The 21,065-nt window shown below is 35.2% G+C and carries 25 protein-coding genes; 21 read left to right on the top strand and 4 right to left on the bottom strand.

The features are described from left to right. The first annotated feature begins 15 nt into the window (after positions 1–15). The 14 genes from rpsD (at position 16) to hisIE (ending at position 11,216) form a co-directional block, all read left to right on the top strand. Positions 16–642, top strand: coding sequence for a 30S ribosomal protein S4 (gene rpsD, locus EL158_RS07000; protein WP_027304718.1), 627 nt, complete (start codon positions 16–18; stop codon positions 640–642). A gap of 12 nt (positions 643–654) precedes the next feature. Then, entirely contained in the window at positions 655–1,668 is a 1,014-nt protein-coding gene (locus tag EL158_RS06995) for a DNA-directed RNA polymerase subunit alpha (protein WP_027304717.1), read from the top strand. 3 nt (positions 1,669–1,671) lie between these two features. Continuing rightward, entirely contained in the window at positions 1,672–2,025 is a 354-nt protein-coding gene (gene rplQ, locus EL158_RS06990; protein ID WP_004275299.1) for a 50S ribosomal protein L17, read from the top strand. Positions 2,026–2,143: 118 nt separating this feature from the next. Continuing rightward, complete coding sequence (hisG, locus tag EL158_RS06985; RefSeq protein WP_027304716.1) at positions 2,144–3,037, top strand: ATP phosphoribosyltransferase; 894 nt, start codon at positions 2,144–2,146, stop codon at positions 3,035–3,037. Positions 3,038–3,040: 3 nt separating this feature from the next. Beyond that, on the top strand, positions 3,041–4,333 hold the full coding sequence (gene hisD / locus EL158_RS06980) for a histidinol dehydrogenase (RefSeq protein ID WP_027304715.1): 1,293 nt from the start codon (positions 3,041–3,043) through the stop codon (positions 4,331–4,333). Then, positions 4,326–5,384 (top strand): bifunctional histidinol-phosphatase/imidazoleglycerol-phosphate dehydratase HisB, encoded by a 1,059-nt coding sequence (gene hisB / locus EL158_RS06975; RefSeq protein ID WP_027304714.1) that lies wholly within the window; start codon positions 4,326–4,328, stop codon positions 5,382–5,384. The genes hisD and hisB overlap by 8 nt, the downstream gene beginning before the upstream one ends. Beyond that, positions 5,381–6,181 (top strand): HpyAIV family type II restriction enzyme, encoded by an 801-nt coding sequence (locus EL158_RS06970; protein ID WP_027304713.1) that lies wholly within the window; start codon positions 5,381–5,383, stop codon positions 6,179–6,181. Before hisB ends, EL158_RS06970 begins: the two co-directional genes overlap by 4 nt. Next, positions 6,178–7,254 carry a DNA-methyltransferase gene (locus EL158_RS06965; protein WP_034956174.1) on the top strand — a complete coding sequence of 359 codons (1,077 nt, stop codon included), beginning with the start codon at positions 6,178–6,180 and terminating at the stop codon, positions 7,252–7,254. Before EL158_RS06970 ends, EL158_RS06965 begins: the two co-directional genes overlap by 4 nt. Beyond that, positions 7,251–7,832 (top strand): imidazole glycerol phosphate synthase subunit HisH, encoded by a 582-nt coding sequence (hisH, locus tag EL158_RS06960; protein WP_027304711.1) that lies wholly within the window; start codon positions 7,251–7,253, stop codon positions 7,830–7,832. Before EL158_RS06965 ends, hisH begins: the two co-directional genes overlap by 4 nt. 8 nt (positions 7,833–7,840) lie before the next feature. After that, entirely contained in the window at positions 7,841–8,578 is a 738-nt protein-coding gene (gene hisA / locus EL158_RS06955) for a 1-(5-phosphoribosyl)-5-[(5-phosphoribosylamino)methylideneamino]imidazole-4-carboxamide isomerase (protein ID WP_027304710.1), read from the top strand. Continuing rightward, positions 8,563–9,519 carry an HTH domain-containing protein gene (locus tag EL158_RS06950; protein ID WP_027304709.1) on the top strand — a complete coding sequence of 319 codons (957 nt, stop codon included), beginning with the start codon at positions 8,563–8,565 and terminating at the stop codon, positions 9,517–9,519. The genes hisA and EL158_RS06950 overlap by 16 nt, the downstream gene beginning before the upstream one ends. Then, complete coding sequence (gene hisF / locus EL158_RS06945) at positions 9,520–10,287, top strand: imidazole glycerol phosphate synthase subunit HisF (protein ID WP_027304708.1); 768 nt, start codon at positions 9,520–9,522, stop codon at positions 10,285–10,287. Beyond that, the gene (locus EL158_RS06940) at positions 10,287–10,583 is read left to right on the top strand and encodes a hypothetical protein (protein WP_027304707.1); all 297 of its coding nucleotides are present in this window, start codon (positions 10,287–10,289) and stop codon (positions 10,581–10,583) included. Before hisF ends, EL158_RS06940 begins: the two co-directional genes overlap by 1 nt. Before the next feature lie 9 nt (positions 10,584–10,592). Further along, complete coding sequence (hisIE, locus tag EL158_RS06935) at positions 10,593–11,216, top strand: bifunctional phosphoribosyl-AMP cyclohydrolase/phosphoribosyl-ATP diphosphatase HisIE (protein WP_027304706.1); 624 nt, start codon at positions 10,593–10,595, stop codon at positions 11,214–11,216. On the opposite strand, the gene sodB is transcribed toward hisIE, so the two are convergent. The 4 genes from sodB to folE form a co-directional block, all read right to left on the bottom strand. Beyond that, entirely contained in the window at positions 11,217–11,858 is a 642-nt protein-coding gene (gene sodB / locus EL158_RS06930; protein WP_027304705.1) for a superoxide dismutase [Fe], read from the bottom strand. It lies immediately after the preceding gene. A 286-nt stretch (positions 11,859–12,144) separates the two neighbouring features. Continuing rightward, positions 12,145–12,633 (bottom strand): DUF8374 domain-containing protein, encoded by a 489-nt coding sequence (locus tag EL158_RS08605; RefSeq protein WP_167541491.1) that lies wholly within the window; start codon positions 12,631–12,633, stop codon positions 12,145–12,147. 73 nt (positions 12,634–12,706) lie between these two features. Further along, positions 12,707–13,252 (bottom strand): hypothetical protein, encoded by a 546-nt coding sequence (locus EL158_RS08600; RefSeq protein WP_167541490.1) that lies wholly within the window; start codon positions 13,250–13,252, stop codon positions 12,707–12,709. Positions 13,253–13,279: 27 nt separating this feature from the next. Further along, positions 13,280–13,852 carry a GTP cyclohydrolase I FolE gene (folE, locus tag EL158_RS06920; protein WP_027304704.1) on the bottom strand — a complete coding sequence of 191 codons (573 nt, stop codon included), beginning with the start codon at positions 13,850–13,852 and terminating at the stop codon, positions 13,280–13,282. Between the two features lie 116 nt (positions 13,853–13,968). Here folE and tig point away from each other — a divergent pair, with 116 nt between their 5' ends. From tig to purN, 7 genes are read left to right on the top strand one after another with little or no spacing between them, the layout of a single operon-like run. After that, complete coding sequence (gene tig / locus EL158_RS06915) at positions 13,969–15,291, top strand: trigger factor (protein WP_027304703.1); 1,323 nt, start codon at positions 13,969–13,971, stop codon at positions 15,289–15,291. After that, positions 15,291–15,875 carry an ATP-dependent Clp endopeptidase proteolytic subunit ClpP gene (gene clpP / locus EL158_RS06910; RefSeq protein ID WP_004277807.1) on the top strand — a complete coding sequence of 195 codons (585 nt, stop codon included), beginning with the start codon at positions 15,291–15,293 and terminating at the stop codon, positions 15,873–15,875. Before tig ends, clpP begins: the two co-directional genes overlap by 1 nt. Positions 15,876–15,881: 6 nt before the next feature. Further along, positions 15,882–16,415, top strand: a complete 534-nt coding sequence (gene def / locus EL158_RS06905) for a peptide deformylase (protein ID WP_027304702.1) — start codon at positions 15,882–15,884, stop codon at positions 16,413–16,415. Beyond that, entirely contained in the window at positions 16,402–17,913 is a 1,512-nt protein-coding gene (locus EL158_RS06900) for a YifB family Mg chelatase-like AAA ATPase (protein ID WP_004277805.1), read from the top strand. The genes def and EL158_RS06900 overlap by 14 nt, the downstream gene beginning before the upstream one ends. Next, positions 17,906–19,129, top strand: a complete 1,224-nt coding sequence (locus tag EL158_RS06895; protein WP_027304701.1) for a DNA recombination protein RmuC — start codon at positions 17,906–17,908, stop codon at positions 19,127–19,129. Before EL158_RS06900 ends, EL158_RS06895 begins: the two co-directional genes overlap by 8 nt. Then, entirely contained in the window at positions 19,129–20,481 is a 1,353-nt protein-coding gene (locus EL158_RS06890) for an NAD(P)H-hydrate epimerase (RefSeq protein WP_027304700.1), read from the top strand. The genes EL158_RS06895 and EL158_RS06890 overlap by 1 nt, the downstream gene beginning before the upstream one ends. Further along, positions 20,472–21,044 carry a phosphoribosylglycinamide formyltransferase gene (gene purN / locus EL158_RS06885; protein ID WP_027304699.1) on the top strand — a complete coding sequence of 191 codons (573 nt, stop codon included), beginning with the start codon at positions 20,472–20,474 and terminating at the stop codon, positions 21,042–21,044. Before EL158_RS06890 ends, purN begins: the two co-directional genes overlap by 10 nt. Positions 21,045–21,065: the final 21 nt, after the last annotated feature.

Below are 21,065 nucleotides of genomic sequence, written 5' to 3'. Positions count from 1 at the left end.
ATAAAGGAGAATAATATGGCAAGATATAGAGGACCAGTAGAAAAATTAGAAAGACGCTTTGGAGTAAGCCTTGCATTAAAGGGCGAAAGAAGATTGGCAGGTAAGAGTGCGCTTGATAAGCGTCCTTATGCACCAGGTCAGCACGGAGCAAGAAGAGGTAAAATAAGTGAATACGGACTTCAATTAAGAGAGAAACAAAAAGCTAAATTTATGTATGGTGTAAGCGAAAAGCAATTTAGAAGATTATTTGCTGAAGCAGCGAGAAAAGATGGAAACACAGGGGTTTTACTTATCCAGCTTTTAGAACAAAGACTTGATAATGTCGTTTATAGAATGGGCTTTGCAACCACACGCCGTTTTGCAAGACAGCTTGTAACGCACGGACATATTTTGGTTAATGGCAGAAGAGTGGATATCCCGAGCTTTAGAGTTGAAGCGGGTGCTAAAATAGAAGTGGCGGAAAAAAGTAAAAATAATCCTCAAATTTCAAGAGCGATTGACTTAACAGCTCAAACGGGTATCGTGGCTTGGGTCGATGTAGAAAAAGATAAAAGATATGGAATTTTTACAAGAAAGCCAGAAAGAGAAGAAGTGGTCATTCCTGTCGAGGAAAGATTTATTGTCGAGCTTTACTCTAAGTAAGAAGGAGCAGATATGAGACATATAACAACATCTGCTTATACACCGACTGAATTTACCATAGAAAGTTTAAGTGAAACAAGTGCTAAAATTAGTGCTTGGCCTTTTGAAATAGGCTATGGCATTACTTTAGCACACCCACTTCGCCGTTTGCTTTATACTAGCACTGTGGGCTATGCACCTACGGCTATTTATATTGAGGGTGTTGCGCACGAATTTGATAGTATGCGTGGTATGCTTGAAGATGTGGCGCTTTTTATCATCAATCTTAAAAAACTTCGCTTCAAACTTAAAAGCGATAGCAATAAAGAAATTGTCGAGTTTTACTTTAAGGGACCTAAAGAAATTCACGGCAGAGATTTGGATAATGATCAAGTTAGCGTTGTTAATGAAGATGCCTATTTGGCGACCATTAATGAAGATGCCGAGCTTAAATTCACACTCATCATCGAAAAGGGTATAGGCTATGTGCCAAGTGAGGAGATTAAAGAGCTTTTAGATGATAATAAATTCATAGCTCTTGATGCCTTTTTTACTCCAATAAGAGAAGCGACCTATGACATAGAAAAGGTTTTATTTGAGGATAATCCAGATTATGAAAAAGTGGTTTTAACTATCACAACAGACGGACAAATCACTCCAAACGAGGCTTTTCAAAATGCTTTAGAGGCGATGTATAAACAATTAAGCGTTTTTGATAAAATCACAAATGTTAGAAGTATGATTAAAACACAAGCAAGTCATAATGAGCTTGAAAATACTAAGCTTCTTCAAAACATTACCGATTTAAATTTAAGTGCTAGAAGTTATAATTGCCTTGAAAAAGCTGGAGTTGTTTATATTGGTGAGTTAGCCCTTATGAGCGTCAATGAATTAGCTGGACTTAAAAATTTAGGTAAGAAATCTTTAGATGAGATTAAAAGCGTTATGGAAAGCATAGGTTTTGCAGTCGGCACTTCTAAATTGAGTGATAATAAAGATTTGCTTAAGAAAAAAATTGAAGAACTTAAAGCACAAAACGAAGGATAAATAATGAGACATAAACACGGATATAGAAAACTTGGCAGAACTTCATCGCATCGTGGGGCTTTGTTAAAGAATTTAACTATAGCTCTTGTAAATAGCGGGAAAATTGAAACAACTTTACCTAAGGCTAAAGAATTAAGATCTTATGTTGAGAGATTAATCACTAGAGCTAGAGAGGGCGATTTTAACGCACATAGAGCTGTTTTTGCTTCTTTGCAAAATAAATACGCTACAAATAAGCTTGTTAATGAAATTGCCCCGCAATTTAAAGAAAGAAAAGGTGGCTATACTAGAATTATTAAAACAAGAATTCGCCGTGGTGATGCCGCCGAAATGGCTTTTATCGAATTTGTAGCCTAAAAATTTAGTGGAATTTTCCACTAAATTATCTCTCCATTTTATTTAATACCTTTTTAATCTTGCTAAAATTCAATTATTTTTGTTAAAATTTAATCATATTTTATTTTAAGGAAGAATTATGCAAGAGCGTCTTCGTATCGCGATACAAAAATCAGGCAGATTATCTAAGGAGTCTTTAGAGCTTCTTGCAAAATGTGGCGTTAAAATGCATATTCACGAGCAAAGTTTAATAGCCTGTTCGACAAATTTAGCCCTAGATGTTTTAAGGGTGCGTGATGATGATATACCGGGACTTGTTTTTGATGGGGTTGTAGATTTAGGCATTATAGGTGAAAATGTTTTGGAAGAACACGCCCTTGAGCGTGAAGCACAAAAAGAAAGCGTTGAATTTAAGTTACTTAAAAAGCTTGATTTTGGTTATTGTCGCCTTTCTTTAGCCCTACCTCAAAATAAGGAATTTAAAGATATCAAGGACTTTGAAGGGCTTAGGATAGCTACTTCTTATCCGCAGCTTTTAAAACGCTTTATGCAAGAACAGGGCGTAAATTACAAAAATTGTATGCTAACAGGCTCTGTTGAAGTTGCTCCAAGGGCAAATTTGGCTGATGCGATTTGCGATTTGGTTTCAAGTGGAGCGACTTTGCAAGCTAACGATTTAAAAGAGGTTCAAATCATTTATGAGTCAAAAGCCTGCTTGATACAAAAATCCGCCTCCTTAAATAAAGATTGTCAAAGTTTAGTGGATAAAATTTTATTGCGTATAGAGGGTGTTATGCAGGCAAGAGAAAGTAAGTATATTATGCTTCACGCCCCAAAAGAAAAACTTAGCGTTATACAAAATTTACTTCCTGGTATGGAAAAACCGACCATAATCCCCCTTTCACACGATGAAAAAAATGTCGCCTTACATATGGTAAGTAAAGAAAATTTGTTTTGGGAGACTATGGAGGCTTTAAAAGATGAAGGGGCGAGTTCGATTTTGGTCTTGCCTATTGAAAAAATGCTGAGGTGAAAAATGCAAGTATTAAACTATAAAAATTTAAATGAAAAAGAAAAATTTGAAGCCCTCAAACGCCCTGTGATGAGCGTTAAAGAAGAGCTTGGTGATGTGGTTAAAGGAATTATTGATGATGTGAAAAAAAGAGGCGATGAAGCTCTGTATGAGCAAGCCTTAAAATTTGATAAAGCTGAAATTTCAAGTATTCAAATTTCACAAAAAGAGCTCAATGAAGCGTGTGAAAGAGTCGATGAAAATTTAAAAAAGGCGATTCAAAAAGCTTATGAAAATATCACACAATTTCATCAAGCCCAGCTTAAAGAAGTGTTAAGGGTGGAAACTAGCAAGGGCGTTTGCTGTGAGCTTTTGACGCGTCCTATTGAAAAGGTGGGTTTGTATATCCCTGCGGGTTCGGCTCCGCTTTTTTCCACAGCCTTAATGCTTGCTATCCCTGCTAAAATAGCAAAATGCGAAAAAATAGTCCTAGCAAGTCCCGCTAAAATCAATGATGTTGTGCTATTTTGTGCGAAACTTTGTAAGGTCGATGAAATTTATCAAATGGGAGGAGCTGGAGCCATAGCCGCCCTTGCTTATGGGACAAAAAGCGTTGTAAAAGTGGATAAAATTTTTGGTCCTGGAAATGCCTTTGTAACGGAAGCTAAAAGGCAGGTTAGTAGCGATATAATGGGTGCTAGTATAGATATGCAAGCAGGACCTAGCGAAGTTTTGGTGATTGCTGATGAAAATGCTAGAGCTGATTTCGTAGCGAGTGATTTGCTCTCACAAGCTGAACACGGAGCGGATTCTCAAGTCATTTTAGTGTGTTTAAGCGAGGACTTTGCTAAAAAAGTGCAAAAAGAGCTTGAAATTCAGCTTGAAAATTTGCCTAGAAAAGAAATTGCCTCTAAAAGCTTAAGTAATTCTAAAATTTTCATCACTAAAGATTTAAATGAGGCTCTTGAAATTTCAAATGCTTACGCACCAGAGCATTTAATCATACAAACGCAAAATCCAAGAGAGCTTTTAAGCGGTGTCAAGCACGCAGGTTCTGTATTTTTAGGAGCGTATTCGCCTGAGTCTATGGGTGATTATGCAAGTGGGACTAATCATGTCTTGCCTACTTATGGACTGACAAAAACGCACTCAAGCCTAAGTTTAATGGACTTTATGAAGACGATGAGTGTGCAAGAATTAAGCGTTGATGGCTTTAAAAATTTGGCTAAAAGCGTGGAGCTTATGGCGGAAGCTGAGTGTTTAATGGCACATAAAAATGCCGTAAGTTTGCGTTTAAGGACCCTAGAAAATGAGTGAAAAAATTCTTTTTATCGATAGAGACGGCACTTTGATAAAAGAGCCAAAAGAAGATTTTCAAGTCGATAGCCTCGAAAAACTAGCTTTTGAAAAAGGAGCTATCCCAGCACTTTTAAGACTTCAAAAATTCGGCTTTAGTTTTGTAATGATAAGCAATCAAGACGGACTTGGCACGACAAGCTTTCCCAAAGAAGACTTTGAAAAGGCACATTTTAAGATGCTTGAAATTTTGCAAGGTTGTGGCATTGAATTTAAGGATATTTTCATCTGTCCGCATTTTGAAAAGGAAAATTGTGCGTGTAGAAAGCCTAAAACTGCCCTTTTAGAAGACTACATTAAATATCATTTGTATGATAAGGAGCAAAGTTTTGTCATAGGCGATAGGCAAAGTGATATGGACTTAGCTTTAAATTTGGGACTTACTGGGCTTAGATATGGAGAGCTTTCTTGGGAGGAGATAACGGAGCAAATTTTAAATTCCTTTCGCCACGCTAGTGTGAAAAGAAAGACTAAGGAAACGGATATTAGCGTCAAGGTGGCTTTAAATGGCGGTGAGGTTAGCGTAAAAAGTGGAGTGGCTTTTTTAGACCATATGATAGAACAAATTGCCGTACATAGTGGCATAGGGCTTGAGCTTAGTTGTAGGGGGGATTTAGAAGTTGATGAGCATCATAGTGTAGAAGATATTGCTCTAGCTTTAGGAGAGGCGTTAAAAAGGGCTTTGGGAGATAAAATTGGTATAGCAAGATACGGCTTTGTTTTGCCTATGGACGAGAGTTTGGCAAGTTGTGCTCTAGATTTTTCCAATCGCCCTTTTCTTAAATTTAAAGCGAAATTTAAAAAGAAAAAGCTTGGCACACTTAGCACGGAGATGATAGAACATTTTTTCTATTCTTTAAGTTATGCTTTGGGGGTAAGTTTGCATTTAAAAGTGAAAGGTAAAAATGACCATCATAAATGTGAAGCCCTTTTTAAAGCCTTTGCAAAAGCCCTTAAACAAGCCATTAAGATAGAAAGCGAGAATTTGGCGAGTTCTAAGGGGGTGTTATGACTTATGAGGAATTTAAAGATAGGCTTGATGATAGAATTTTTGGCGAAGATTTAAATTATGAAATATTACTTACAGTGCTTAAAAATCCTAAGCGTTATATAGGTTTATTTAGAATTACAAATGCTAAGACAAAATTGATACAAAATATTACTCAAAGTTGTGAAATTAAATTTGGAGATTTTATTGAGGAAATTTTAACGGAATATATTAGCGAGATGAACTATGAATTGCTAGATAAAAACATAGGGTTTGACGAGGAGAGAAATAGATTAAACGCCGATCAGATTTTTAAAAATAATGGGGTAATTTATCTTATCGAGCAAAAGATTAGAGATGACCACGATAGTACGAAAAAACGAGGACAATATAGCAATTTGATCAAAAAAATAAAAACCTTAAAGCTTAAATTCCCAAGTTATCAAATTAGGGCTTGTATGTGGTTTAGTGATGATAGTTTGAAAAAAAATAAAAAATTTTATCAAGAGCAAATTAGTAATAATACTGACGATAAGGTTGATATTTTTATCTTTTATGGAAAAGAATTATTTGAAATTTTTTTTAAAAGAGTAGATATTTATGATGAGTTTATTTCGCACCTTAGAAAAAATAAAGAAGAAAGAAGTGGGAATATTTTAAGCGTTCCAGATTTTGATACTAGCAAAGAAATTAAAAATGCTCTTTTAAAGATTAAAAAAACTTATCCAAAATTAATAAAAAATTTACTTTCAAATAAAGATGAATTTATAGAACTTAGAAAAGAATTTTTTCCTACAGGTAAAAATTTAAAGGATTTATGATGGTGCGAAAAGATGTGATTTTGCAGGGGGATTGTTTGAAAATTTTAAAAACTATCCCCAATAAAAGCGTTGATTTAATCTTTGCTGATCCCCCTTATTTTATGCAAACAGACGGCGAACTTTTAAGGACAAATGGCGAAATTTTTAAAGGCGTTAATGATGCGTGGGATAAATTTGAATCCTTGCAAGCATATGATGAATTTTGCAAAACTTGGCTTAGCGAGTGTAAAAGAATTTTAAAAGATGTGGGAAGCATTTGGGTCATAGGCTCTTTTCAAAATATTTTTAGATTAGGTTATATAATGCAGGATTTGGGTTTTTGGATTTTAAATGATGTGATTTGGGCAAAATCCAACCCTGTGCCAAATTTCAAAGGTACAAGGTTTTGTAATGCACACGAGACTTTAATTTGGTGTTCTAAAAATAAAAATGCAAAATTCACTTTTAATTATAAAACAATGAAATTTTTAAATCATAATAAGCAAGAAAAATCTATTTGGAATATAGGAATTTGCATAGGAAATGAGAGATTAAAAGATAAAAATGGCAAAAAGGCTCATTCCACACAAAAGCCAGAAGCTTTGCTTGAAAAAGTCATACTCTCTAGCACAAAAAACGGCGCTTTAGTCTTAGACCCCTTTTTTGGCACAGGCACAACAGGAGCAGTTGCAAAAAGACTAGGTCGCCATTTTATAGGAATAGAACAAGATGAAAATTATGTCAAAATTGCTAAGGCGAGAATTGAGCAAGTTTGCGTAGAAGATAATGAACTTACCAGAAATGAACTTGAAATTAAGCCTCCAAAAGTAAGTTTAGAAAGGCTCTTAAACGCGGGGTTTTTAAAGGAAAATGAGCGTTTTTATGATAAAAATCAAAATTTCATTTGCTATTTAGTGCATAATAATAAAGTTAGTGATAATAAAGAAATTTTAAGCATACATAAAATGGCAGCTAAATATCTTAATAAAGCAAATCACAATGGCTGGAGTTATTTTTACATTTTGAAAGATGAAAAGTTAATTAGCATTGATGCGTTAAGATATGAGTATGAAAACAACAAAGGCACATTATGAAACTTTACATCATTGATACAGCTTGTGCGAATTTGGCAAGTTTGAAATTTAGCCTTGAGAGACTAGGCTTTAAAGCAGAGATTTCAAGGGATTTAAAAGAGCTTGAAAAAGCGGATAAGCTCTTTTTACCCGGTGTTGGCACAGCAGCAGCAGCGATGAGAAATTTAGAAAAATTTGGGCTTTGTGATTTTATTAAAAGCACGCAAAAGCCTCTTTTTGGAATTTGTTTAGGGATGCAAATTTTAGGGGATTTTAGTGAAGAATTAGAGCAAAAAACGCTTGGTATTATGCCCTTTAAAACCTTGAAATTTGAGGAAAAAGAGGGCTTTTCTTTGCCGCATATGGGGTGGAATGAGATTAAGAGTGAGGACTCACTTTTTAAGGGCTTAAATGGGGCTTATTTTTACTTTGTGCATAGTTATTGTGTGGGGTTAAATGACTATACTATCGCTACTTGTGAGTATTCTAAGCCTTTTAGTGCGGCTGTGAAAAAGGGGAATTTTTACGGTGTGCAGTTTCACCCTGAGCGAAGTGGTGAGGCAGGAGAGCTTTTGCTAAAAAATTTTATTTTATTGTAGGAGAATTGATGAAAAGTGAGCTGATACCAGCGATTGATTTGATTGATGGGGAGGTTGTAAGGCTTGTCAAGGGGGAGTATGAAAGTAAGCAAAGCTACGATTTTAAGCCTTTAAAGAAGTTAAAAGAGTATGAGAGAGCGGGGGCAAAATGGCTTCATTTAGTCGATTTGAGTGGGGCGAAAGAGCCTAATAAAAGGCAGTTTGAGCTAATTCAAAGCCTTGCTTTAAATCTTAATGCAAATTTACAAGTGGGCGGAGGCATACGCACTAAAGCTGAAGTGAAAAATTTGCTAGAAAGTGGAGTTAAACGCGTGGTTATTGGCTCTTTAGCGCTTACAAATCCACCTTTTTGTGTGGAAATTTTGCGTGAGTTTGGAGCGGATAAACTCTGCCTAGCTCTTGATGTAAAGCCTGTGAGAGAGGATTTTTACCTCGCTTTAAACGCTTGGCAAGATACTAGTGAAAAAAAGCTTTTTGAAGTGCTTGAGCTTTACGCAAAAGAGGGCTTAAAGCACATTTTATGCACGGATATTTCAAAGGACGGCACGCTAAGCGGGGTGAATGTGGGGCTTTACGAGCAAATTGCTTTAAACTTTCCTCACATTCACACGCAAGCTAGTGGAGGCGTGGCAGGACTTGAGGATTTAAAAAAATTAAAGGGGCTTTGCGGTGGTGTCATCGTGGGTAAGGCTTTGCTGGAGGGGATTTTTAATATAAAGGAGGGATTGCAATGTCTGGAAAATTAACTTATAAAGAATTAGCAATTGAAATTTTAAAAGAAGCCAAAAAACCCTTAAGTGCGAGTGAAATTTGGGAAAAAGCTTGTGAGATGGGGTTAGAGAAAAGATTATCTAGTATAGGAAAAACGCCTGTTGCTACTTTGGGAGCTTATGTGTATATGGATATGAAAACACAACAAAATAATTCTTTGTTTATCAAAACCACTCAAAAACCAACGACTTTTTGGCTAAGAGCAAGACAAAATGAGCTTATAAATTTAAACTTAAGCGAAGAAAAAGAAGTGAGGCTTGAAAAAACTAAATTTAATGAAAGGGATTTACATCCTGTGCTTGTGAAATTTCTTTATGAAAATCTTGATTTTCGCTTAAATTCCAAGACCATTTACCACGAGAAAAGTAAAAAAAGCGAGAGTGGCAAGGATAAGTGGAATTACCCTGATATTGTGGGGGTGTATTTTCCTTATGATGATTATCAAAATGAAACTTTAGGACTTTTAGAAAGTTTGAAACTTAATAGCTATAAAATCTTTTCTTTTGAGCTTAAAATTAGCATTAATTTTTCGAATTTAAAAGAATCTTATTTTCAAGCGGTGAGTAATTCTAGCTGGGCAAATGAGGGTTATTTAGTGGTTTTAAAAGAGCTTGATAGCGAGGTTTTAAGTGAGCTTAGGCGGCTTAATCAAAGCTTTGGTATAGGTGTAATACAGCTTGATGGCAGCGAATTTTCAAATTCTAAAATTGTCTTAAGTGCAAAAGAAAAAGCTTTAGATATGCAAACTATCGATATGCTTGTGGATAAAAATGAGGACTTTAAAGAATTTATCGGGGATATTAATAAGCAAATTAAGGTTGGTAATAATATCAAAATTCAATCAAGTTTTGATAAGATTAAAAGCGATGAGGAAATGGCAAAATACCTTAAAGAAAAGCATATTTTGGAGGGATAGATGCTAACAAAACGCATTATTGCTTGTTTAGATGTTAAAGACGGCAGGGTTGTAAAGGGGGTGCAGTTTAAAAACCATAAAGATATGGGCGACATCGTAGAACTTGCGAAATTTTATTCTCAAAATGGCATTGATGAGCTTGTATTTTATGATATTAGTGCGAGTGCGAGAGGGGAAAGGGTGAGCCGTAAATGGGTGCGTGAGGTGGCAAAGTGCATTAATATCCCTTTTTGCGTGGCAGGAGGCATTAAGAGCGAGGCGGATGCGACGGAACTTTTGGCTAATGGGGCGGATAAAATTTCTATCAATTCCCCCGCCTTAAACGACCCTACTCTTATCACGCGTTTAGCAAAGGACTTTGGGACGCAGTGCGTTGTCGTGGGTGTGGATAGCTTTAAAGATGAGAGTGGGAATTTGAAAGTGTTTCAATACACAGGCGATGAGAATAAGAGCAAGCATAGCGGTAAAAATACGCTTGAGTGGGTGAAACAGGTGCAAGATTTAGGTGCTGGGGAGGTGGTGCTAAATATGATGAATCAAGACGGCGTTAAAAAGGGCTATGACTTAGAGCAGCTTCGTGCTGTTAGGAAGCTTTGCTGCGTGCCTTTGATCGCTAGTGGGGGTGCTGGGGAGATGAGGCACTTTTTAGAGGCTTTTAGGCTTGGTATTGACGGAGCTTTGGCGGCTTCTGTGTTTCATCAAAGGCTTATTGACATTAAAGAATTAAAACTTTTTTTGAAGGAAAATGGCGTGAGTGTAAGACTATAATGGCGACAAGTGAGGAATTTAAAAACTTCGTGCTAGAATGCCTTGAAAATGCGAATTTAAATTTTGTTTTTAGTGCGAAGAAAATGTTTGGAGACTACTGCATTTATGTGCATTTGGGAGCGAAAAAAGAGCCTTTGTTTTTGTTGTGCGATGAAAGGCTTTTCATTAAGTGTTATGACACACTTAAAGGGATTTTAGATGAAAAGGATAAGCCTTTTGAAAAGGCTAAAGATTGGTATGTTGTCGATTTTGAAAATTTGACTTTATTAAAAGAAGTGGTTGAAAAAGTGCTATAAGGAAAAAGGGTGAAACAATTTGAAAATTTGATTAAAGAGCTAGATTGGCAAAAAGTAGGAGGCTTAGTTCCTGTCATCATACAGGATGCTAAAAGCTGTGAAGTTTTAATGCTTGGCTTTATGAACGAGGAGGCGTTAAAAAAGAGCCTTGAGTGTGGTAAGGTCGTATTTTACTCACGCACTAAAAAAAGGCTTTGGCTTAAGGGTGAGGAGAGTGGAAATTTCTTAAATATCGTAGATTTAGGGCTTGATTGCGATAAAGATAGCCTTTTAATCTTAGTCAATCCCGTAGGCGTAACCTGTCATAATGGCACTATATCTTGTTTTGAGAGCGTTTCTAAGGGGGGCGATTATGTCTTTCTTTCAAGGCTTGAGCGTTTGATAAATGCTAGAAAAATGGCTGATGAAAGTAGTTCTTACACGGCAAGCTTATTTCAAAGTGGCACGAAAAGAATCGCACAAAAGGTCGGCGAAGAGGGAGTTGAAACAGCTTTGGCGGCGGTAGCTGGAGATAGAGAGGAGCTGATTTGCGAGGGGGCTGATTTACTTTATCATCTTAGCGTGTTATTAAGCGATAAAAACTTGAGCTTAAATGATCTTATCACTAAGCTCAAGGAAAGAAATAAGGGCTAATTATTTCACAGGGTGAAGTTCATTTGCGTAAAAGCTAACTGAGCTCATACCCTCTTTCAAAGCCCACTCATAAGCTTTTGCGACAAAAGCCCAGTTAATATGAGCGTAAAATTTCTCCAAATATGCAGGTCTAGCATTTCTATGATCGACATAATAAGCATGCTCCCATACATCGACAACTAAAAGAGGAATTTTATCCTCACAAATCGGCGTAGCAGCGTTTGAAGTGCCTACAAATTCAAGTTTTTGCGTTTTATTATCTAAAACAAGCCAAAACCAACCCGAGCCAAAAACCCCTGTCGCACCTTTAATAAATTCGTCTTTAAAGCTTTCTAATGAGCCAAAATTTTTTTCTAAAGCCGCTTTTAAATTTGGGCATTCACAGGTGCTTTGACTTGGAGTAATGCAGTCAAAATAAAAATCGTGATTATACACCTGAGCTGCGTTGTTAAACACTCCGCCACTCGAGCTTTTAATAATGCTTACTAAATCTTTTCCCGCAAATTCGGTATTTTGGATAAGATTGTTAAGATTATTAACATAAGTTTGGTGGTGTTTGCCGTGATGATAACTAAAGGTCTCAGCACTTAAAAAATCGCCAAAAGCATTAGTATCGTAAGGTAATTTTCTTAATTCAAACATCGTGTCTCCTTTAAAGTTTGATAGGAAATTTTAACAAAAAATCATTAAAAAAGAGTAAAATACTCTTTTAATTTAGAAAAATTTAAAAATTGAGTTACATTAACAGCATTTTATTTAAAGTTTTATTTGTTCTATTTACGGCAGAAATTTTTGCGATTTCTTTAAAATATGGAATTAAATTCATTTTCAGTTTTTTTAAGTTTTTGTAAGCTCACTTTTTGTCTTTAAAAATTTGCTTGTTTTATAAAATTCTTTTTTAATTTTTTTAACATCAAAAATCCAAAATTTAAGCAGCGCTATATAGCTTTGCATAATCCCCCCCCCCCCCCCGTGTCCTTTGGAGCAAGCCTTGACCTAATTTATAACTTAAGTGATTTTTAATATTTTGTGCTTCTTCATAGTCTAAAAATTGTTGTGTAGTTTCTAAATTTTCTTTTTTGTGTGTGCTTTTGATGTAATATAAAACATAAGGCAAACACACATAACCAAAAAGGGACTTTGAGCATTCTATCATCGCTTGACCCAACTTATAGCTTAAATGTTGCTTTACCGCAAAACAAGCGCTTTCATTTTGAGCTAAGATAAATTTGGGTCGCATGAATTCTTTGAGAGCTATTTGCTTTTTTTTAATTTTAAGTTCTAAATTTTTCGCTTTTAGAGATTTTAAATTTTCTTTAGAGCCCAATTGTTTAAAAGCTTCACATTCTTTTTTAAGCATTTCATATTTTTGCTTAACATCACTTCCAAAACCAACGATAAAATCCTCTCTTTGCATAAAATAATCCCTATTGAAAGTATAATCAATTAAAATTTTCACTCCCTCATCGCAGCCGTTAATATAACCTGCGTTAAAATTTGCAAAAAAAACATAGACTTTCTAAAAAATAACGCGGATCTGCCACAGGAAGCCTTTTAAACTGCCCATGACACACGAGATAAAACTTATAATTAAGTCCAAAATGCTTAAATTCAGGATGATTTTGATAAATATCTAAATAAGTATTGATTCGTAAATCGCTAACATAAATCAAATCAGGTCGTGTATAAAAAATCAAATCATATTTAAAGCCCTGCTCTTTTTCGTAGGCTTGACGGAGTTTATTGCCCTCTTCAATACTTTTCAACATCCCATGTTCGTTCTCTTCTAAATGACCTATATTAAGGGCTTTTGGGCGAAATATCCTTTGCAAATTTTCTTCATCACTTTTTAGAACAAAGCGATTTTTAAGGTTAGAATTGTGATGATGCCAAGTTTTTGTGTTATGTTCGAATTTATCGTAAGTATAGATGAAAAAATCGACTTCCCAACCATCAGCTTCGTTTATCTTTATAATATGTTTAAATAAACTTTTATAAGTTTTCTCATAAGTTCTTAAATGTCCATAAAATTGCACCGCAAGTCTTTTTTCATCACAACTTCCTTAAAATCTCACTTGCTTAGAAGAATTAATAAGAGAAAAAAATTCGCGTCTTGTTTTTTCATTTTTAAGAAAAAGTCCCCTAAGTGCCGAAGTGGAGGTTGTGGAATTTGCCTTTTGAACGCCTCTCATCTCTACACACATATGTCTTGCTTCAAGCACGACTCCAACACCTTTAGCACCGACATTTTGCATTAAAGCTTCTGCGATTTGCTCGGTAAGCTGCTCTTGAATTTGTAATCTTCTAGCAAAAACCTCCACAAGTCGTGGAATTTTAGAAAGTCCAACGACTTTTTTATCTGGGATATAGGCAATGTGAGCTCGCCCAAAAAAAGGCAAAAGATGATGCTCGCAAAGGCTGTAAAATTCAATATCTCTAACCAAAACCATTTCATTGTTTGAGCTATCAAAAAGAGCGTTATTTAAAATTTCTTTCACATCTTTTTTATAGCCATTTGTTAAAAATTCATAAGATTTAAAAACGCGTGTAGGAGTTTTTAAAAGTCCTTCTCTTTGAGGATTTTCGCCGATAAGCTCAAGCATATTTTTCACACAATTTTCAAATTTCTCTTGCAAAATTCTCTCCACAATTTATAATTTCTTAATTTTATCATATTACTCTTTAATTTTTATGCAAGTAATAAGGAAAAATTTGCTATACTTTCAGCCTGAATTTTATTTGAAGGAAAAAAATGGAAATAAAAGCCAAGCAATTAGACTCTGTCAATGCCGCTGCAAGCGTGAAAATTCCAAGTGGATCGATTAATACTGAGGTAGAAAATTTAGCTAAAAAAGCTTCTAAAACAATAAAAATGGACGGCTTTCGTCCGGGTAAGGTGCCTGTAAGTGCCGTTTTGAAAAGATATGAGAAAGAATTAAGAAACGATGCCGAACAAAATCTTTTCAAAAATGCCGTAGATAGTGCTTTAAAGGAGCTTAAAAAAGATTTAAAAGAACTTGTGGGTGAGCCTTATTTTGAAAAATTTGAGCGTGAAAATGATGCAATTATCGCCGAACTAGTTCTTTCTTTCAAGCCTGAATTAAAACTTGATGGTTATGAAAAATGCATCCCTGAATTTAGCACTCCAAAGGTCAGTAAAAAAGAAATCGATGAGAAAAAAAATGAGCTTTTAAAACGCTATGCCACAACTGAAGCAATTAAAACAAAAAGGGCTTTAAAAGAGGGTGATTATGCGAAATTTGACTTTGAAGGTTTTGTAGATGGTAAGGCTTTTGATGGAGGTAAGGCTGAAAACTATGTGCTTGAAATAGGCTCTAAGCAATTTATCCCGGGCTTTGAAGAGGCGATGGTGGGTATGAAAAGTGGCGAAGAAAAGGACATTTCGGTAACTTTCCCTAAAGAATATGGAGCGGCAAATTTAGCAGGTAAAGATGCAATTTTTAAAATCAAACTGCACGAAATTCAGGAGCTTAAATTTCCAGAATTAAACGAAGAACTTCTTAAAAAACTTCTTCCAAATGAAGAAAAAGCAAGTGAAGAGCTTTTAGATGAAAAACTTAAAGAGCAGATTAAAAATGAAAAATTATTCAAGCTTATTAACGAAGAATTAAAGGCGAAATTTGCGGATTCTTTGATTGAAACCTTTGAATTTGATTTGCCTAAGGGTATTTTAGAGCAAGAGATTGATATGCAGTTTAGACAAGCTTTTGGTGCCTTTAGCGAAGAAGAGAAAAAAGAAATTCAAAATGATAAAGACAAATATGAAGCTAAGAGAAATAGCTTTAAAGATGAAGCGAAAAAAAGCGTGAAACTTACCTTTATCATTGATGAGTTAGCCAAGCTTAGAAAGATCGAAGTGAGTGATCAAGAGCTTGTTCAAGCGGTATATTTTGAGGCATATCGCTATGGTTTTAATCCTAAAGAGCATTTGGAAAATTATAAAAAACAAGGTGCTTTACCAGCGGTTAAAATGGCTTTAATTGAAGAAAAGCTTTTTAATGACATTTTTATGCCTAAGGAAAAGGCTAAAAAAGAAAAGAAAGAAGATAAATAATGTATATCCCTTATGTAATAGAAAAAACGAGTCGCGGAGAGAGAAGCTATGACATCTACTCACGCCTTTTAAAAGATCGCATTGTAATGTTAAGTGGTGAGATTAATGACGATGTGGCATCTTCTATCGTGGCACAACTCTTATTTTTAGAAGCGGAGGACCCACAAAAAGATATTTATCTTTACATTAACTCCCCAGGTGGCGTAATAACGAGTGGTTTTAGCATTTATGATACGATGAATTATATTAAGCCTGATGTTTGCACCATTTGTATAGGGCAAGCTGCTTCTATGGGGGCATTTTTGTTAAGCTGTGGAGCAAAGCAAAAGCGTTTTGCATTACCAAATTCACGCATTATGATTCATCAGCCCTTAGGTGGAGCAAGAGGACAAGCCACAGATATAGAAATTCAAGCAAAAGAAATTTTAAGACTTAAAACCATACTTAATGAAATTTTAGCCCAAAACACCAATCAAAAAATCGCCAAAATCACCAAAGATACCGAAAGAGACTTTTTTATGAGTGCGGTTGAGGCTAAAGAATATGGGCTTATCGATAAGGTTTTAGAAAAAAGCTTTAAGTAGGACAGCGTGGTAAGAAAAATCATCACTTATCCTAACAAAAGGCTTTTTTTAAAATCTTTACCTGTGGAAAAATTCGACCAAGAGCTTCACACTTTACTTGATGATATGTATGAAACTATGCTTTCAAGTGGTGGCGTGGGACTTGCGGCTATACAAGTTGATGTGCCTTTGAGGATTTTTATCGTTAATATTATCGATGAAAATGAAGAGCAAAAAAAAGAAGATTTGTTAGAAATTATCAATCCAGTCATAACTCCTCTTAATGACGAGCTTATCGTTTGCACGGAGGGTTGTTTGAGTGTGCCTGATTTCTTCGAAGAAGTGCAAAGGCATCGTAAAATCACACTTAAATACCAAGACCGCTTTGGTAAAGAAAAAGAGCTTGAGGCGGAAGACTTTTTAGCTGTGGCGATCCAGCACGAAAATGACCATTTAGACGGGCATTTATTTATAGAAAAACTTCCTTTTTCTAAACGCGAAAAATTTAGTAAAGAATTTAAAAAGCAACGCAAATCAAAAAAAGCAAATGAAAAAATTTAAATGCTTAAGCTTTAGCGATGAATTGGACTTAATCGATGTAGAAAGCGTTTTTACAAGAGGACTGCCAAATCTTAGCATAGTAGGTTTGCCAAATTCTGCCATTAAAGAAAGTGTAGAGAGGATTAAAGCGACTCTTTTAACTTGCGATTTTACCTTTCCCGCTAAGAAAATCACCATTAATCTAAGCCCTTCTGGTATCCCCAAAAAGGGCTCACACTTTGACCTTGCTATCGCACTTTTGATTTTACTGCAAAATGAGGAGAACTTGGACGATTTTTTTGTCGTGGGAGAACTTGGACTTGATGGAAGTGTCAAAAGCACAAATGAGCTTTTTTCCTTGCTTTTATTTTTAAGCACTAAGCTTAAAAGAGCCAAACTTGTCGTGCCTAAAAGTCTTGCTCTCAAAGCCTCAATGATACCAAATTTAGAAATTTATGGTGTCGAAAATTTATTTGAAGCTTTAGAATTTTTTAAAGAGAAAAATTATGAAAAATTCCGCCACACTCAAAGCCACCCCCTTTTTGCCAAGCCCTTATTAATAGAAAATGAGCCTTATATCATCAATGACGAATTTAAACTTGACTTCATCGATGTGAAGGGGCAAGAGCTTGCCAAAAAAGCTTGTATCATCGCCGCTCTTGGTATGCATAATATACTTTTTGAAGGAAGTGCTGGAAGTGGTAAGAGTATGTGTGCTAAAAGGCTTGTTTATATTATGCCGCCGCAAAGTTTAAGCGAAATTTTAATGCAAAATGCCTATATGTCGCTAGATTCTAAGGATTGCGAATTTGCTAAAAGGCGTGTTTTTAGACATCCACATCACACTAGCACGAGGGCTAGCATTTTTGGAGGTGGAACGCTTAATGCCAAAATAGGTGAGGTCGCTTTGGCAAATGGCGGAGTGCTGTTTTTTGACGAATTTCCGCATTTTTCTAAACAGGTGATAGAGAGTTTAAGAGAGCCTTTGGAAGATTATGAAATTCATATTTCAAGGGTCAATTCTAAAATCACTTACCAAACCAAATTCGCCTTCATCGCCGCACAAAATCCTTGCCCGTGTGGAAATTTATTTTCTAAAAATCTCGCTTGTGTTTGCACAGAAAATGAGGTGAAAAAATACAAAGCGCGCATTTCATCGCCTATTTTAGATAGAATAGATCTTTATGTAGCTATGGATGAAATAAGCAAAGATGATAAGCCAAGCCTAAGCTCAAAGCAAATGAGTGAGCTTGTTTTGGAGGCTTTTAGCTTTTCTAAAAAAAGAGGGCAGAGGGAATTTAATGGCAAGTTAAAAGATGAGGATTTGAAGCATTTTTGCATTTTAAGCAAGGAGGCAAAAGATGTGCTAGATATGGCTATATCGCGTTTTAAACTCTCAAGGCGTTCCATTAATAAAAGCTTAAAGGTCGCTAGAAGCTGTGCGGATTTAAAACAAAGTGAAATCATAGAAAAAAGCCATCTTTTGGAGGCTTTGAGTTTTAGGATTAAAGATGTATGAGGGTATAATTTTAGCATTTATTTTGATTTTATTATATGCTTTTGTCGTGCTTTATAGGATCAAACAAAAGGATATTTTAGCCCTAAAAGAAGATAATGAAAATAAAAAAGACGCTTTATATAAAGCTCTTTCAAGGTGCGAAATTTTAGAAAATTCACTTAAAGAAAAAGAAACGCAATATAAAGAATTTATGTCATTACAATTAAGAGAAAGAGAAAATTTAAAGCAAGATTATGAAAAAACTCTTAATCTCTTAGAGCAAAAATTAGAAAATAATCTTCAAAAGCAAAATTTAAATTATCTTAATCAAAACAAAATTATGCTAAATGAGGACATTAAAAAGCTTTTAGAGGAGATTTTCATCCCTGTAAAAAAGAGCGTAAGAGAATATAGTGAAAGATTAAGCCAAAATGAAATTAGCCTTCAAAGCAATATTAAAAATATGTTTGAATTTTCTCAAACTATCAAAACAAATGCCGATAAACTCGCAACCATACTCAAGGGAGATAAAAAAATTCGCGGGAATTTTGCCGAACTTCAACTTCAAAATATCCTAGAAAATAGCGGTTTAATCAAAGAGGAGCAATATAAACTCCAAGTGCCGTTTAAGGAGGATTTAAAAAGCTATATTGCGGACGCTGTTGTGTTTTTAGACTCGCAAAAAAATATCATCATCGATGCGAAATTTCCCCTGCCAAATGATTTTGATTTTAGCGATTTAAATAAACGCGTTTGCAAGGATCTTGCCTTTAATCTTAAAGAAAGAATTGATGAGCTTAGCAAAAAGCCTTATACGAAATTTAGCCCTTACACTTATGATTTTATCTTGCTTTTTATCCCCTATCAAAATCTTTTGGACCTCGCCCTTAGCGTTGATGCTTCGTTGTATCAATACGCTTATAAGAAAAATATTTATCTCACCACCCCACACACGCTTTTTATGGCGTTAAATACCATTAATATTTCTTGGAGACACATTAAAAGCAATGAAAATATTTTAAAAGCCTTTGAGGAGCTTGGTAAATTTCACGATAAATTTGCAGGGGTTTTAGAGGATTTTGATAAGCTTAAAAATGCGAGTAAAAGCCTTAATATTCAAATAGAAAATCTGCAAAATAAGCTTTTTTTAGGGACAGGAAATTTAAACTCAAGGGTAAGTAAGCTTAAAGATTTGGGCGCAAAAACGCAAAAAAGCTTAGAAAAGTGGAGTGAGTGATGAAAGCTGTCGTTAAGGAAAGCAAAAGCCTTGATTTAAGAGCAGTAAGTTTAGGGCTTGATGAGCTTATTTTAATGGAAAATGCTGGCATAGCTTTAGCAAAATTAATCAAAAAAGAGCGTAAAAAGCTTCAAAATAAAAGGGTGCTTTTTTTACTAGGTGGAGGGAATAATGCTGCTGATGGGCTTGTAGCCTTGCGTCATCTTAAAAAAGCCAAAGCCTATAAGCTAGGTTTTAAAGAAAATGCTATGTTTTTAAAACAAGAGCAAATTTTAAAAAATTATGGCTTTTCTTTTCTTAATAAAGAGCCTAAAATAAAGCGTTATGGTGTGATAGTGGATTGCATTTTTGGGAGTGGTTTTAAGGGGAATTTGGATGCAAAAACGGCAAATTTTTTAAAAAAGATTAATCAGCATAAAGCCCTTAAAATCGCCTGTGATATACCCACTGCTTTGGGAAGTGAGGTTTGCTTTAAAGCGGACATTACGCTAAGTATGGGAGCTTTTAAAGAGCTTTTGCTGGAAGATTTTACAAAAGAGTTTGTGGGGCGATTGAGACTTGCAAAACTTGGGATTTCTCATAAGCTTTTTAGCACAGAAATAAAAACATATTTACTTGAAAAAAAGGATTTAAAGCTCATTAAAAGAAATGCTGGAACAAATAAGGGAGCTTACGGACATATCGCCGTAGTGGGAAACGCAGGAGCAGCGAATTTAGCAGGACTTGGGGCTTTAAATTTTGGAGCAGGATTAGTTTCTCTTGTAAAAGAAAAGCCAAATTCAGCACTTTTAATGCAAAAAGAAAATTTAGATTTTAATTTTAACGCTGCCGCACTTGGAATGGGGCTTTTAAATTTAGAACTTTTAAAAGATGAGAATTTAAACAAAAAACCCTTAGTTTTAGACGCTAATGCTTTTTTAGATGAGGCTATTTTACCCTTTTTACAAAGAGAAGATGTGGTTTTAACTCCACATCCTAAAGAATTTACAAGACTTTTTAAAATGTGTTTTAAGCAGAATTTAAGCGTGGAAGATCTGCAAAAAAATCGCTTTTTTTATGCGGAACAATTTAGTCAAAAATACCCTTGCGTTTTGGTTTTAAAGGGTGCAAATACAATCATTTCACAAAAAGATAAACAATTTATCGTCAATCTTGGCAAAGCAAATTTAGCAAAAGGTGGAAGTGGCGATGTTTTAGCGGGAATGATAGCCGCACTTTTAGGAGCTGGTTTTAGTCCCTTAAAAGCTGCTAAAAACGCCGTTTTAGCACACGCTCTTGTTTCAAAAGCATATCAATTTAACGCAAATAGCTTTGACGCTTTAAAACTTATAAAAGGACTAAAATGCTTATAAAACTTGCCATACTTTTTAGCGGAAATGGAAGTAATTTAGAAAATTTACTCACAAAACTCCATCAAAAAACCTTTGGTAAAACGCATTTTGAAGTGGTGCTTTGTTTGTGTAACAAAAGGGACGCTTATGGTATAGAAAGAGCTAGGAAATTTGGGCTTGAGAGCGTGATTATCGAACATAAAGATTTTAAAAGTCGCGAGGAATTTGATGAAGTGGTAGTTGAAAAGATTAAGGAAAGTGGGGCGGATTTAACGATTTTGGCAGGTTTTATGCGAATTTTAAGTCCTGTTTTTACACAAAATGTGAAAGCGATTAATCTTCACCCCTCACTTCTACCCCTTTTTAAGGGTGCAAATGCTATAAAAGAAAGCTTTGAAAGTGATATGAAAGTCGCGGGTGTGAGTGTGCATTGGGTCAGTGAGGAGCTTGACGGAGGAAAAATCATCGCACAAAAAGCCTTTGAAAAGAAAAATTTGAGCTTTGAGGAATTTGAGGCACAAATTCACGCTTTAGAATATGAGCTTTTGCCTCAAAGCGTGATTGAGCTTTTTGATAAATCTTAAAAATATTTTCATTTATCTTGT

This window comes from Campylobacter upsaliensis, from assembly GCF_900637395.1.
Taxonomy (GTDB): Bacteria; Campylobacterota; Campylobacteria; order Campylobacterales; family Campylobacteraceae; genus Campylobacter_D; species Campylobacter_D upsaliensis.
Note: the sequence above shows the minus strand (reverse complement) of the source record. Positions and strands in the feature narration are given on the sequence as shown.